The 13,229-nt window shown below is 45.9% G+C and carries 11 protein-coding genes; 2 read left to right on the top strand and 9 right to left on the bottom strand.

Annotated features, from left to right (window positions below; genetic code table 11):
* Position 1: 1 nt before the first annotated feature.
* Positions 2 to 1,135: a 4-phosphoerythronate dehydrogenase gene (locus VFDL14_RS08660; RefSeq protein WP_032551899.1), complete on the bottom strand. Its 1,134-nt coding sequence runs from the start codon at positions 1,133 to 1,135 to the stop codon at positions 2 to 4.
* A 334-nt stretch (positions 1,136 to 1,469) separates the two neighbouring features.
* Entirely contained in the window at positions 1,470 to 2,681 is a 1,212-nt protein-coding gene (fabB, locus tag VFDL14_RS08665) for a beta-ketoacyl-ACP synthase I (RefSeq protein WP_032551898.1), read from the bottom strand.
* Between the two features lie 56 nt (positions 2,682 to 2,737).
* Here fabB and mnmC point away from each other — a divergent pair, with 56 nt between their 5' ends.
* Positions 2,738 to 4,888 (top strand): bifunctional tRNA (5-methylaminomethyl-2-thiouridine)(34)-methyltransferase MnmD/FAD-dependent 5-carboxymethylaminomethyl-2-thiouridine(34) oxidoreductase MnmC, encoded by a 2,151-nt coding sequence (gene mnmC / locus VFDL14_RS08670; RefSeq protein WP_032551897.1) that lies wholly within the window; start codon positions 2,738 to 2,740, stop codon positions 4,886 to 4,888.
* Between the two features lie 60 nt (positions 4,889 to 4,948).
* Here mnmC and VFDL14_RS08675 read toward each other — a convergent pair whose 3' ends face one another.
* From VFDL14_RS08675 to VFDL14_RS08685, 3 genes are all read right to left on the bottom strand, one after another.
* Positions 4,949 to 5,470 carry an NADPH-dependent FMN reductase gene (locus VFDL14_RS08675; protein ID WP_032551896.1) on the bottom strand — a complete coding sequence of 174 codons (522 nt, stop codon included), beginning with the start codon at positions 5,468 to 5,470 and terminating at the stop codon, positions 4,949 to 4,951.
* Between the two features lie 165 nt (positions 5,471 to 5,635).
* Positions 5,636 to 5,899 (bottom strand): YfcL family protein, encoded by a 264-nt coding sequence (locus VFDL14_RS08680; RefSeq protein WP_032551895.1) that lies wholly within the window; start codon positions 5,897 to 5,899, stop codon positions 5,636 to 5,638.
* 9 nt (positions 5,900 to 5,908) lie between these two features.
* Positions 5,909 to 6,439 carry an elongation factor P hydroxylase gene (locus VFDL14_RS08685; protein WP_032552215.1) on the bottom strand — a complete coding sequence of 177 codons (531 nt, stop codon included), beginning with the start codon at positions 6,437 to 6,439 and terminating at the stop codon, positions 5,909 to 5,911.
* 298 nt (positions 6,440 to 6,737) lie between these two features.
* On the opposite strand from VFDL14_RS08685, the gene VFDL14_RS08690 reads away from it, so the two are divergent.
* A complete protein-coding gene (locus VFDL14_RS08690; RefSeq protein ID WP_032551894.1) occupies positions 6,738 to 7,361 on the top strand; it encodes a trimeric intracellular cation channel family protein in 624 nt (207 codons plus the stop codon).
* A gap of 88 nt (positions 7,362 to 7,449) precedes the next feature.
* Here the strand turns inward: VFDL14_RS08690 and aroC are convergent, their stop codons facing one another.
* From aroC to VFDL14_RS23665, 4 genes are all read right to left on the bottom strand, one after another.
* Positions 7,450 to 8,535, bottom strand: a complete 1,086-nt coding sequence (gene aroC / locus VFDL14_RS08695) for a chorismate synthase (protein ID WP_032551893.1) — start codon at positions 8,533 to 8,535, stop codon at positions 7,450 to 7,452.
* Positions 8,536 to 8,776: 241 nt separating this feature from the next.
* Positions 8,777 to 10,957: a putative Ig domain-containing protein gene (locus tag VFDL14_RS08700; RefSeq protein WP_032551892.1), complete on the bottom strand. Its 2,181-nt coding sequence runs from the start codon at positions 10,955 to 10,957 to the stop codon at positions 8,777 to 8,779.
* A 178-nt stretch (positions 10,958 to 11,135) separates the two neighbouring features.
* On the bottom strand, positions 11,136 to 11,723 hold the full coding sequence (locus VFDL14_RS08705) for an ECF-type sigma factor (RefSeq protein ID WP_050487438.1): 588 nt from the start codon (positions 11,721 to 11,723) through the stop codon (positions 11,136 to 11,138).
* Between the two features lie 6 nt (positions 11,724 to 11,729).
* On the bottom strand, positions 11,730 to 13,163 hold the full coding sequence (locus VFDL14_RS23665) for a serine/threonine protein kinase (protein ID WP_050487437.1): 1,434 nt from the start codon (positions 13,161 to 13,163) through the stop codon (positions 11,730 to 11,732).
* Between the last annotated feature and the right edge of the window lie 66 nt (positions 13,164 to 13,229).

Here is a 13,229-nt window from a genome sequence, read left to right as displayed (position 1 = left end):
TTTATAAAGTTGGCTTTACCATAAAACCGAGTTTCGCTAACGGTGCTAAGTTACAAGTCTCATCACCCGTTAGTTCGACTGCACTGTATTCTCTGCGGTCCCAATATTCTTTACGCATGCGGTCAAAAGAACCTGGCGTAGCGATATTGCGACGGAATAAGGCGTCGTCTTTGCGCACATCATAGATCAACTGAGTCAAATTGTGCAGTGTTGCTTCGTCCCATGCTCTATCTAATTTCATTTGCGGCACTGGTGCCGTCGGCAATAAGTCACTTGCATATGCACGTTGCTCTTTACCTAAGAACTCACAATAGCTGTTGAAAATCATGGTTGTACCGCGCGCTTTACCCTCTAAACCATAACCAGCAACATGCGGTGTTGCGAAGGCAAGCAGTGGCAATAACTCCATGTCCACTTCTGGTTCGAATTCAAATACATCCAATACCGCGGTGAAACCATCCGCTTTTTGTAGGCGAGCCTTCAGCGCTTGGTTGTCCACCACAGGGCCGCGAGCTGCGTTAATCAAGATTTGATCAGCACGGAAGTTGTTCAGTACCGTTTCGTTGATCAAATGATACGTTGGGTAGTCACCCGTTTTGGTGATCGGCGTGTGCGTGGTGATAATGTCCGCTTGCTCAAGTAGAGTTTCAAGCTCAGTGAGCTCACGTGCATCGCCCTCTTGCTGTTTTAGAGGATCATTCAAAAGCACCTTAATGCCGATACCTTCTAAGCAACGAGCCAAGTAGCTGCCCACTTGACCACAACCGATAATACCGACCGTTTTGTCGAATACTGAAAAGCCTTGCTGCTGCGCCAGTACCATCATTGAGCTGAACACATATTCAGCCACACCGACTTTGTTACAACCTGGAGCGGCTGTGAAGAAAATCCCACGCTCTTTCATCAAGTCTTGATCAACATGATCCATACCTGCGGTTGCTGTACCGACGAACTTCAATTTATTCGCTTTGCTAATCAGCGACTCGTTCACTTTAGTCACAGATCGAATCATTAGAGCATCAACATCTACAAGATCGTCAGCTGTTAGGGTACGGCCTGACTTTAAAATCACTTCGCCCAGCTGACTGAATAGATCTTCAGCATAAGGCATATTTTCATCGATTAAGATTTTCATTACGCGGGTACTTTAGTTACGGTCCATCGACCTAAAATGAGGATTGAAATGATTGTGCAAAATTAGACAGCAGCTGTCGAGGGCAAATAGACAAACGACCTTAGCTTGTGGCGCTTAGGACGCTATAAAAAGAAAAATGCCCGATTGAATAAACAATCGGGCAAATACCCAGAACAAAAGGATCCTGTCTCGCTCTCCAGGAGACAGAGTCTGCGTCTGTTCGATCAGTGACTAACCAAAGCCAGTACTGATCAAGCTCTGGAAACCTATAAATCTAATAATCTATACGCCTGTCGTCAGACTTATTCTGTTTATTGGTGATGAAAGTAAAGACTTAGTCTTGGTACTTTTTGATCACTAGTGTTGCGTTAGTACCGCCGAAGCCGAAGCTGTTCGACATTACTGTTGTTAGCTCTTGCTCGCGAGCTTCAGTTACGATATCTAGACCCGCTGCTGCTTCGTCTAGGTTTGCAACGTTGATGCTTGGCGCAATGAAACCATTGTCCAGCATTAGCGTTGAGTAAATCGCTTCATGTACACCAGCAGCACCTAGAGCGTGACCTGTCATCGCTTTAGTTGCAGAGATAGCTGGGCTGTTGCCGCCGAAGACTTCTTGGATAGCACCAAGTTCTTTAACGTCACCAACTGGCGTTGAAGTACCGTGAGTGTTCACGTAATCAACACCTTCAACGTTTTGCATTGCCATCTTCATACAGCGAACTGCGCCTTCACCAGACGGAGCTACCATGTCGTAACCGTCAGATGTTGCACCGTAGCCTACGATCTCGCCGTAGATTTTCGCGCCACGTGCTTTCGCGTGCTCAAGCTCTTCGATAACTAGCATGCCGCCACCACCAGAGATTACGAAACCGTCACGGTCTGCATCGTAAGTACGAGATGCTTGTTCTGGAGTGTCGTTGTACTTAGTAGATAGTGCGCCCATTGCGTCGAACATCATAGTCAGAGACCAATCTAGCTCTTCACCGCCACCAGCGAATACTACGTCTTGTTTACCCAGTTGGATAAGTTCCATTGCGTGACCAATACAGTGTGCAGATGTCGCACACGCAGAGCTCATTGAGTAGTTCACACCACGGATTTTGAAAGGAGTCGCTAGACAAGCAGAAACCGTTGACGCCATTGTACGTGGAACCATGTATGGACCAACGCGCTTAACGCCTTTTTCACGCAGGATATCAACCGCGTTAACTTGGTTTAGAGATGAAGCACCACCAGAACCCGCAACAATACCTGTGCGATCGTTTGATACTTGCTCTTCTGTTAGACCAGAGTCAGCGATTGCTTGCTCCATTGAAAGGTATGCAAATGCCGCTGCATCACCCATAAAGCGCATTTTTTTGCGATCGATATGGTCAGCTGGGTTCATTTTTAGGTTACCCCAAACTTGAGAGCGAAGGCCTTGTTCCTTGAACTGCTCTGAAGCGGTAATACCTGACTTACCCGCTTTTAATGATGCTAAAACTTCTTCGACGTTGTTACCGATACTTGAAACAATACCCATACCGGTGATTACGACTCGTTTCATGTGACATTCCTATAATTCAAAATTCAGCTAGATGATAACCAAGAAGGCCAACAAAAGTGGTCAGCTTTCCTAGAAATTCGTACAATCCCTCCCAACATATCGCTTCAAATCACAAAATGACAGATTTTATGACTTCAATTACTAATGCTGAACTGGAATGGAACGAGTCTGGTACGCCAGTTTCCGACCAATTCGACGACGTTTACTTCTCAAACGTGAACGGTTTAGAAGAGACTCGTTACGTGTTCTTAAAACAAAACCACCTTCCAGAGCGCTGGCTAGAACACGAACAGCGTCGCTTTGTAATTGCAGAAACAGGCTTCGGTACTGGCCTAAACTTCCTTGCTGTCTGGCAGTGGTTTGACACGTTTCTCAAAGATAACCCACAAGCTGTGACCAAAGAGTTACATTTCATCAGTTTTGAGAAGTATCCACTAAATAAAGACGATCTCATCAAAGCGCACAAGGCATGGCCGGAGCTTGCTGAGTACGCGACTCAGCTTCAGGAGCACTACCCGATTGCACTGCCTGAGTGTCACCGCATTGTGCTAGGCGATGGTAAAATCACGCTCGACCTGTGGTTTGGAGATATCAAAGATTGCATGCCACTTCTCCCTAACCCACAGCAGGGGCTAGTCGATGCTTGGTTCCTCGATGGCTTCGCACCGAGCAAAAACCCTGAGATGTGGAACCAGAACCTGTTCAATGGCATGGCTAAACTGGCTAAGCAAGATTGTAGCTGCGCAACTTTCACTGCAGCGGGCTTTGTTCGCCGCGGTCTTATTGAAGCGGGCTTTGAGATGAAAAAGGTTAAAGGCTTTGGTACCAAGCGCGAAATGATTGCGGGCCGCCTCAGTGAAAAGCAAGATAACTCCAACATCAAGCCTTGGTTTGGCTTAGCTCCTCATAGTGACACCGAAGATATTGCCATCATTGGTGGTGGTGTGGCGAGCGCAGCACTGGCCAAAACGCTCACCCGCCGCGGTAAGCAAGTTTCGCTCTATTGTGAGCATGCGCAGCCAGCAGAGAATGCATCTGGCAATAACCAAGGGGCAATCTATCCACTGCTAAGTGAAACTCGCTCAAACGTGTCGCGTGTATTTGGTCCTGGGTTACTGTTTGCGCGCCAGTTCATTGAGCAAGCGTCTGATTCCATAGAGTTTGATCACGACTGGTGTGGCGTGAATATTTTGATGTGGGATGAGGGCTCGACCAAAAAGCTCAATCGTATGCTTGAAGGTAACTTCCATACGGATTTGATTCAGCGTCTGTCTCCAGACCAAGCCAATGAAAAGATTGGTCTGCCTGTCGATAAAGACAGTGTCTACTTCCCTCTTGGTGGATGGTTAAGCCCACGCCAACTGACTCAAGGCTTGATCTCTCAACTTGAAGCAAGTGGCTTGCTGCAAGCTCACTACCAACATAAAGTAACCAATCTGGAGTGGCTTGATGCTGACCAGAAATGGAAGCTCACCATCGATACCCCGCAAGGCGAAGTCACTAAGCTGCATAGCCAAGTGGTGGTGGCTAATGGACACAAGTTTACTCAGTTTGAACAAACCGCTCCAGTTCCACTGACTCCGGTGAAAGGCCAGGTCAGTCATATCCCAACCACTGAGAATCTGAGCAAGCTTAAAACCGTGCTCTGCTTCGACGGCTACATGACACCGCAAAACCCGAACAATGGTCACCACTGTATTGGGGCAAACTACGACAAGAGTAATATCGATCAAGAGTTTGATGCTGAAGTTCAAAAGCACAATGGTGAGCGCCTACATGGCTCGCTGCCAGACCAAGCATGGACTCAAGATGTCGACACCACTGGCAATCTATCACGCCAAGGCATCCGCAGTGTTAGCCGTGATCACTTGCCATTTGTTGGTAATGTCGGCAATTTCGAAGCGATTAAAGTGCAGTATCAAAACTTGCAAAACTTTAACCCGCAGCGTGACCAAGCTAGCAGCATAGAAACCGTAGCCAGCTACCCTAACCTCTACTGCTTTATTGGCTTAGGTTCGCGCGGATTAAGCTCAGCACCGTTACTCGCTGAAGTGTTAGCATCGCAGATCTGTGGCGACCCAATGCCATTACCTGTTGATGTATTGGAAGCGATTCACCCTAGCCGCATGTGGGTAAGAAGGCTGCGTAAAGGCAAAGCGCTCACCGCTGGTTGGGTGGCGGACAAACAAGCCGGACGTAATCAGTAAAACCAAAAAGCCCAAGCTTAGTTAAAAGCTTGGGCTTTTTTAATTTCTGGTAAGTATGACTTACAGTTTGGCTACCGCATCTTTAATTTGAGCTGCGATCTCTTCATTGCTGATCGAACCCGCCTCAAAATCGAAGTTATCGTAGAAGCTTGGTACAGACACCGACGCTTTTACATTGCCGCCGAAATAAGGTGCCGAACCCGTTGCCGCGCCTAGCACATTCTGTGCACCACCAGGGCCTGGAGACGTCGCTAGGTATACCGCAGGTTTCTCGCCATACACCGAGCGTTCAATTCGTGTCGCCCAGTCAAATAGGTTTTTGAATGCTGCTGGGTGATGACCGTTGTGCTCAGCGAAAGAGATAACAAAAGCGTCGGCTTCCGCTAAGTCGCGTAAAAATGCTTGAGCACCTTCCGCTTGCCCAATCTCTTTTTCTTTATCTTCACTGAACATTGGAACTTGGTAATCGTTAATGTCTAAGATTTTTACTTCAGCTCCTTCAATCAAGTTAGCCGCGTAAGTTGCTAGAGCTTTATTGATAGAAGTAGAGCTGGTGCTTGCGCCAAATGCGATAACTTTCATGATGATGTCCTTTCGTTTATCTCGGTAAGTGGTATTAGATTAACCTAAGCACGAAATGGAACAATCACAAGATTTGTACAGACTCATTCAAATTTTTCGAACAAGCAGAAAGGAAGAACGGCGCACTACAAGGAGGGCTAAATAAGCGCGCCATTTATGAAGAAGTTAAGCGAGGTTTTGTAGTTCAACCCATAGGTCGTTAACAATAGTACGGTCTGCTGGAGTCAGTTCTGCACGAGCGTCTTCTAGGCTCTTTTCGATGCGAACTTTTACTTCAGCAATATCTTCGATGCCTTCTTCTTCACACGCTGCAACAGACAGTGAAATATGACCACGCAGATAGCCACCCGCAAACAGCTCATCATCAGAGGCATTCTCAATACGAGCATCAATTACTTCAAGTAGCTTTTCTTCAAATTCGATAATCATAGTCTTCTCTTATTTCACAATAAATTGGTTCGCCGTCAATGGGGCAATGTCATAGAAGTCTCGCAATGCCTCTGACAGCATTTTTACGCGGGGTGGTAAACCCACTTCTAAAATACCCATGACTTCGTTGTGCACCTTTTGCATAAAGGCCAAACGATCTGGCTCAAAATCGCCGTGTAGATTGTCACAGCTAACGTTAAAAGGAAAGCCTGCGCTCAATGCTAAGATCCATTCGTATGCTTGAGGTCGAATTTCTACCTTCTCAAACTCCGCTTGCACAGCCTCAGTGCGACCATCCGGCTCATACCAATAGCCAAAATCTTCCAATAAGCGACGCTCTGGACCCGCCACACACCAGTGAGCAATCTCGTGTAAAGCTGATGCGTAAAACCCACGAGCAAAGATGATGCGATGGTGAGCAACTTGCTCATCCGCTGGAAGGTAGATCGGCTCATCTTCTCCCAACTCTAACTTAGTATTAAAGCTCTCGAAAAAGGTGCGGTTGAAGATGTTAATGATATCTGGATATTGATGCGTCATAAGATAAAAAATAAATAAGAACAACGAGGGCATTTTGCGTTTTTTTAAGTGCTTGGTAAAGCCCTATTCCGCGTAATGTCATTGGGTTGGTATGCTAATCGGGCCATGATAATCGATTGCCCATCCCAGATTAACCCACCTTAGGTTGTATGATTAGTTCAGCTAATCTGAAACGCCAATTCGCGGTACAAATATTCATTCGTAAAATGTGACTTTTCGCACTAAACTCGCGCTTCTTTTTTATATCGCACGGCTCATAAATCACGATTTTATAGACCGAAATTATAGAGTTACAGCAATGCTACTAAGTGTTTTATATATCATTGGTATCACGGCAGAAGCCATGACTGGCGCACTCAGCGCTGGCAAACAAAAAATGGATTGGTTTGGTGTAATGCTGGTTGCAAGCGCAACCGCAATTGGTGGTGGTACAGTACGAGATATCTTGCTTGGCCATTACCCACTAGGCTGGGTGGAAAACCCAGAGTTTTTGGCTATTACATGCATTGCGGGCGTCATCACTACTGGTCTCGCAAAGTGGGTGATTAAGCTCAAAGGCTTATTTATCCGCTTAGACGCACTTGGTTTAATTGTATTCAGCATCATCGGTACCAAAGTAGCCATGAACATGGGTCTGCACCCAATGATCTGTATGGTGTCAGCATTGGTCACTGGTGTCTTTGGTGGCCTACTGCGTGACCTTATCTGTCGCCAAACGCCACTTGTGCTGCATGAGGAGCTTTACGCATCTATCGCACTTATCGCATCAGGCCTATACCTCGCATTACTAGAGTTTGGTATTAACGATGTCACAGCAACCATCACAACCTTGATTGTTGGCTACCTATTGCGAATGGCAGCAGTGCGCTTTAAATGGCGTCTACCATCATTCCACTTAGACCCAGAAAGCTCTGTGCACTAATTAGAGACAACTAATTCACTCGAAAACAAAAAGGGTTGCTCCAACAGGAAGCAACCCTTTTTTAATCCATATCCTATACACTCAGTCGTTAGATTTGAGGCGTATTGGTTGTCACGCCGTGGTTTTGACCACGATGACGTAATAGATGATCCAGCAAGACAATCGCTAGCATCGCTTCTGCAATTGGCACTGCACGAATACCAACACATGGATCGTGACGTCCTTTAGTGATCAACTGTGTAGGCTCGCCATCTTTAGTAATAGTATCGCCCGGCACGGTGATGCTTGAAGTTGGCTTAAGCGCGATGCTTGCTACGATATCTTGACCCGTTGAAATACCACCCAAGATGCCACCAGCGTGGTTACTTGTGAAGCCTTCCGGTGTTAGTGGATCACGGTGCTCGCTGCCCTTTTGATTAACGACATCAAAGCCATCACCAATCTCAACACCTTTAACCGCATTAATGCTCATTAGTGCGTGTGCGATATCAGCATCTAGACGATCAAAGATCGGCTCACCAAGACCGACTGGTACTTGCTTTGCCACAACTTGGATCTTAGCACCGATAGAGTTACCTTCTTTCAGTAGGTCACGAATCATCTGATCGAACTCTGGCACTTTATCTGCGTCAGGACAGAAGAATGCGTTGTTCTCGATTTCGTTCCAATCTACTTTCTCGATAGCGATATCGCCCATCTGAGATAGGTATGCCTGAATCTCGACACCGAACTCTTGCTTAAGGTATTTCTTCGCAATTGCACCCGCTGCTACACGCATTGCTGTTTCACGAGCTGAAGAGCGACCGCCACCACGGTAATCACGTACACCATATTTCTGATGATATGTGTAATCCGCATGACCCGGACGGAACTTATCTTTAATTTCTGAATAGTCTTTAGAGCGTTGGTCTGTGTTTTCGATTAGTAGACCAATAGATGTACCCGTAGTTTGACCTTCAAAAACACCCGACAAGATCTTCACTGCGTCAGCTTCACGACGAGCTGTGGTATAACGAGAAGTCCCCGGACGACGACGGTCCAGATCTTTCTGCAGATCTTCTTCGGTAATTTGTAATCCTGGTGGGCACCCGTCTACGATACATCCTAGTGCGATACCGTGACTCTCTCCGAATGTAGTCACTCGAAAGTGTTGTCCGATACTGTTTCCTGCCATTGCTTCCTCTAAATTAGCAGCTAGTGAGGCGGTTTGAATAAGTAAACCTTCTTCCTAGCGGCTTTACTTGTCTATTCTTCGTGGATTCATAGTGGCTTTATTACCAAATGATGTAAACCCCCAATAGGGAACAATTGTCAGTTTATCGAAAAATAAAAAAGGAAGCCTATCGCTAGGCCTCCTTAATTCAATTATTGGATCCACGTGTTATTCAGGGTATGTCTGAATCGAGAGTTTCCCATTAATCGTCGTTCGACGAACCATCCCACACCATATTGAAGTTCACGTCAGTGATGTACTCACTCCACTCATCACTGATCTGACCAATGATGCTATAGTTCTCATCTAACTCAAGTGAATGACTATCTTGTAGTCCGAATAGGAAAGAAAATACCGCATTCGGCGTACTACCTTCGTAGATGTCATCACAAAAGTATGGAGATAAACTGTAACCATTGTCTGCGGAAAGCGACTCAGATGTCACAATGAATCGTTCAAAGATAGCGGCATCACCATTATGAGAATTCAGCAATCCATCACAGCTAATACCATTCATCCATACCTTGATGTAGTCGTGAGAGTTACCAGGTGAAAGCGCGGCTGTATTCATCTGCAATGAGGTAGAAATTAATTGGTATTGGTGCTCTCGTTCACCAGGCCAGTATAAGTAAGCATCACGCAACTCAGGGCCATCACTGGATTTCACTTGAATTCGCTTTTCTGCATCCGCTTTACTGCTAAATCCAACATAACGACTCGTGCGTCCCTCTTCTGTCCAAAGCATGGTCACCGAACCTTGCGAGATAACGTTACTATCGTAGTCATTAGTGACATCGTAGCGCATGGTCATCGTATCGCCGTCTTCAGTATATGAACCGACTATAGTGTCACCCTCGACAACATAAGTTCCCACTTTCATTGTCGCTTCAGTTGTACACGCAGTCTTATTGCTTTGGTCGCGATCGTTATAGAAGATCTCCCCATCTTCAAAACGCACTGTGTCACACCATACTTGAGAGTAATTTGTGCCGTTGGAGCCTCTTTCAAGGAAGTACCAAGTGTTATCCTCTAGCGGGTGAGAATCACCTGGTGGTAGTGGCGCTTCTTCAATAATCGGGAAGCTCAGAGTTGCCGAAGCCCAATCACCATTAACACCATCATTAGCCAAAATAGTCAGTGTTTCTGCACCCGCTGCAGCTGAACGCGGAATCAGACCTGTAAAACTCACCGTACCCTCGCCGTCCACTAGAGCGTTGAAGCCTGTACGAGCAACGGTTGATAGCGTCGTTTCTACTTTGTAGCTTAGAGTATCACCATCTTGATCAGTGAACAGCGCGCTTACATCAAGCGTATCCGTCAATGACTCGCCCTCTGTCAGCATCCATGTATTCATGGTCGACTGCAGGTTTGCAAGCTCGCCCTCATCAACAACTGGAGGCTGGTTATCCGTTAACACGGTAACTTCAAACGTTAGTGGGTATGAACGAGCGTTATGCTCATCGGTCGCGAAAATGTGATAAGTGAAACCGCCCGCGATCTCAGGTTCACCTGTGATCAGGCCGGTTAGCGAATCGATAGACAGGCCATTATTACCTTCACCTTCAACAACAACCATAGTGAAGGTAATATCATCACCTTCAGCATCTTGGAATTTGTTACTCACGTTGTATGGACGCCAAGCTTCACCCAACGTCAATTCAACGGGTTCAGTGGTACCGACAACTTTTGGTCGAGTATTTGGCGTCACAATGACATCACCGCCATCTGATGGAATATCAATAATAGGCGAGTAGTCGTCTAGTGTTTGGCCGTCGGCATCAATGATCTCTTGCGTTGCCTCCGCCATCGCTTGAGTCAGCTTCAGCTTGGTTTCGATATCTTGGTCGGAATGATCTACCAGCACTTCACCAATCAAATTCAGTGCTTCTGCCTGCTCTGTGGTATTGGCAATGTAGTCACCAAAGATAAGAGCTTCTGACACCTCAAGACCTGCGTCACCAGTGATGGCAGCAACGACTTGTTCCTCAGCGTCAGCAACTTTCAACTCCGAGTCTTCAGCAAGAAGTTTGTTCACCATGTTAGTCATTGGGTTTATGATTGTGCCACTGCCCGCATTTGCCAGCGTGAAGTCATGTTGAACCAGACCACGGTTGCTATCTACCGTTTGACCAGCAACTGCATCTACACAGACAACGGCATTTCGATACTCTATGCTGAGATTTGCCTGACCTTTATTATCCGTTTTGCCCTGAGACAGATCACAAACACCATCTTGAGTACTATCTACCGAAACATTGGCATTCGCTAAGTAGCCATCAATTGCGGTAATTGAAAATGATGTTGGGCCGCTTGAATCACTGTCTGAACCACACCCAACGAGAGCCACTGCAATTGACGCTGCCAGTAAACCTTGCTTTTTCATTAATTTTCCCTTTGTAAGCCTTTTATTGTTTGAGCCATGACTGAGTGTTGAGAATCAGTGGCATCAAGTCGGCGTTATTTTTAAGGAGATCACTCACCACAAACAAGACACAGGGAACAACAGAAAAACCGTAAAACTTTTTATGAATTTATTAATAAAATTAGACACTTCACAAAGATCATGCGGCAAGCCTGCTGTGAAGCCAACTCTTAGCAAATTTAAGATCTTTTTCCACCAAGCTGGAGCTGCACTCTAATAGCTGACAGATCTCGGTGTGCCTAAGCCCAATGTAATACTTTAGCTTTAAGACATTAGATTGGCGTGGATAGTAATTGGTAAACTCAACCAAAGATTGTTCTAACGCGATCCTGCGCTCTAAAGGCAGGCCTTCAATTGACAAGGCTTTTTCTATGACAAGGGATTGATCTGGTTGACGCTTATCCGCTTGTGCTGCCCATGCTTGGTTGATAAGAATATGCTGCATTGCTTTGGCAGCCATCAAATAAAAATCTCGAGTTTTTTCGATGGCTCCTTTATCCAAGACTGACACCTTCAAATACGACTCGTGAATCAGAGCGGTGGTATTGGTTGATTCTTTGTTTAGGCTAGCACCCGACTTTTGACGACGCTGTTGAGCCAACTCTTTTAGCCTACAGTAGGCAAAACGAAATATCTGCTCTTCAGACTTTTTACAACCCACCTGCCATCGCGAAATCAGCTCCGTGAGATGATCGCTATCGACACTAACCTCTTTGGTTACAGTCATTGCTTGTTATCCCACAGACTCATTGAAAGTGACAACCTCATCGGTTGGATGAATCTCATCATGCTCTTGGTCTCCTTCAGCCTGCATAAGCCGTATATTCATTGGGTCAATGATGTTGTATTCGATGTCATCAGCAGTGCTGCTACTGACGACTTGCATTGAAGAATTCAAATCTCCTCGCCTTTGTGGCCAAAATGACCGTGAGGGAGTGTCCAACACGAGCTTGCGCTGGTTTTCTCGGTTCTCAATCACGGCCTCCCAATCTGTTAAATCGTTGTTTAGAGGATAAACACTGGCCGTGACGTCATTGAGCATCTCGTCCAATGTCAGCTTTTGACGATTGAGATCTTGAGTCGCGGTCGACAACGCCATAATGATAGCCATCATGCTCAGCACTAGAGCAGTACTACACAGAGTAAACACTGGAGAACGAATCATTGATTTCTTTATCACTTCAACGCTTACTTTGGACTCTTGGCTTAAAGGGAAAAAGCAGCGAACATTTTCGATATCTTGCGCAAGATCTTTGGCTCTGGCATATCTGCGGCTAGGGGAGGAATGAGTCGCTAAAGCCACGACCTTGGTGATATCGCCTCTCGGCTGAGCCCGGAGGATATCCAAATACAGAACCCGACCTAAGGCATACACATCCGTTCGCTTGTCTATCGCATCGTTATCAAGCTGCTCTGGGCTTGCGTAGTTTCGCGTGAGTGCCAAAACATTTGGGGTGATTAATTCCCTATCCCCAATGCTCAGCCTTTGTACTTTTTGAGCAATATTAAAGTCGATGATTTTCGGTACACCATCACTACAAACCAGTATGTTTTCGGGTTTAAGATCTCCATGAATAACCTGATGTTGATGAGCATGATCGACAGCCAAGCAAATATCTCGAAACAGCATCAATTTCTGCTCGAAACTCAACGAGTGTGAGCTTAAATAGTCGCGTAAGTTCAACCCATCGACAAACTCCATCACGATATAAATCGCTCCGTTATAAATGCCTGCGTCGTAGACTTTGGCAATATTGGAGTGGCTAACATTGGCAAGGAGCTGTGCCTCTGAAAAGAGTACCTCTTGACCAAGTAGCCCTAAGATCTCGGGATGGAAAAATTTGATTGCGTACTGGTGATGAAACAGAGAGTCGCGGCGAGTAGCATAATAAACAGCAGCAAACCCTCCTCTGCCCAACTCATGACCGATAACATAACGATCAACACGAAGGTTTTCATAACAGATGGTAGATTCATTTGCTGTCGATAGATGCACCTCCAATGCTTCAATCGCAAAGTCATTGTTGGCGTATTGCAATAATTCATCGACATTACGGGCAAGTTGGGGCGAGTTTTGACGAACATCAGAGAGGATAAGATCGCGTTCGCTGGCGTCCTTATCAATCAATTGATAAAAGAGTTGAGTACTACTGAGGTTAAAATCCATTTTAAGTGTCAGTTATTATAGCCACTGGTTTTATATCCCAGAACTTTTAACCCCATCAATTACAGG

Origin of the sequence: Vibrio fortis (genome assembly GCF_000695685.1) — a bacterium.
Taxonomy (GTDB): Bacteria; Pseudomonadota; Gammaproteobacteria; order Enterobacterales; family Vibrionaceae; genus Vibrio; species Vibrio fortis_A.
Note: the sequence above shows the minus strand (reverse complement) of the source record. Positions and strands in the feature narration are given on the sequence as shown.

What these genes read in the sequence shown, in the direction of transcription:
- VFDL14_RS08660 (WP_032551899.1), bottom strand. Translation starts at nt 1,135, where the DNA reads ATGAAAATCTTAATCGATGAAAATATGCCTTATGCTGAAGATCTATTC.
- fabB (WP_032551898.1), bottom strand. Translation starts at nt 2,681, where the DNA reads ATGAAACGAGTCGTAATCACCGGTATGGGTATTGTTTCAAGTATCGGT.
- VFDL14_RS08675 (WP_032551896.1), bottom strand. Translation starts at nt 5,470, where the DNA reads ATGAAAGTTATCGCATTTGGCGCAAGCACCAGCTCTACTTCTATCAAT.
- VFDL14_RS08680 (WP_032551895.1), bottom strand. Translation starts at nt 5,899, where the DNA reads ATGATTATCGAATTTGAAGAAAAGCTACTTGAAGTAATTGATGCTCGT.
- VFDL14_RS08685 (WP_032552215.1), bottom strand. Translation starts at nt 6,439, where the DNA reads ATGACGCATCAATATCCAGATATCATTAACATCTTCAACCGCACCTTT.
- VFDL14_RS08690 (WP_032551894.1), top strand. Translation starts at nt 6,738, where the DNA reads ATGCTACTAAGTGTTTTATATATCATTGGTATCACGGCAGAAGCCATG.
- aroC (WP_032551893.1), bottom strand. Translation starts at nt 8,535, where the DNA reads ATGGCAGGAAACAGTATCGGACAACACTTTCGAGTGACTACATTCGGA.
- VFDL14_RS08700 (WP_032551892.1), bottom strand. Translation starts at nt 10,957, where the DNA reads ATGAAAAAGCAAGGTTTACTGGCAGCGTCAATTGCAGTGGCTCTCGTT.
- VFDL14_RS08705 (WP_050487438.1), bottom strand. Translation starts at nt 11,723, where the DNA reads ATGACTGTAACCAAAGAGGTTAGTGTCGATAGCGATCATCTCACGGAG.
- VFDL14_RS23665 (WP_050487437.1), bottom strand. Translation starts at nt 13,163, where the DNA reads ATGGATTTTAACCTCAGTAGTACTCAACTCTTTTATCAATTGATTGAT.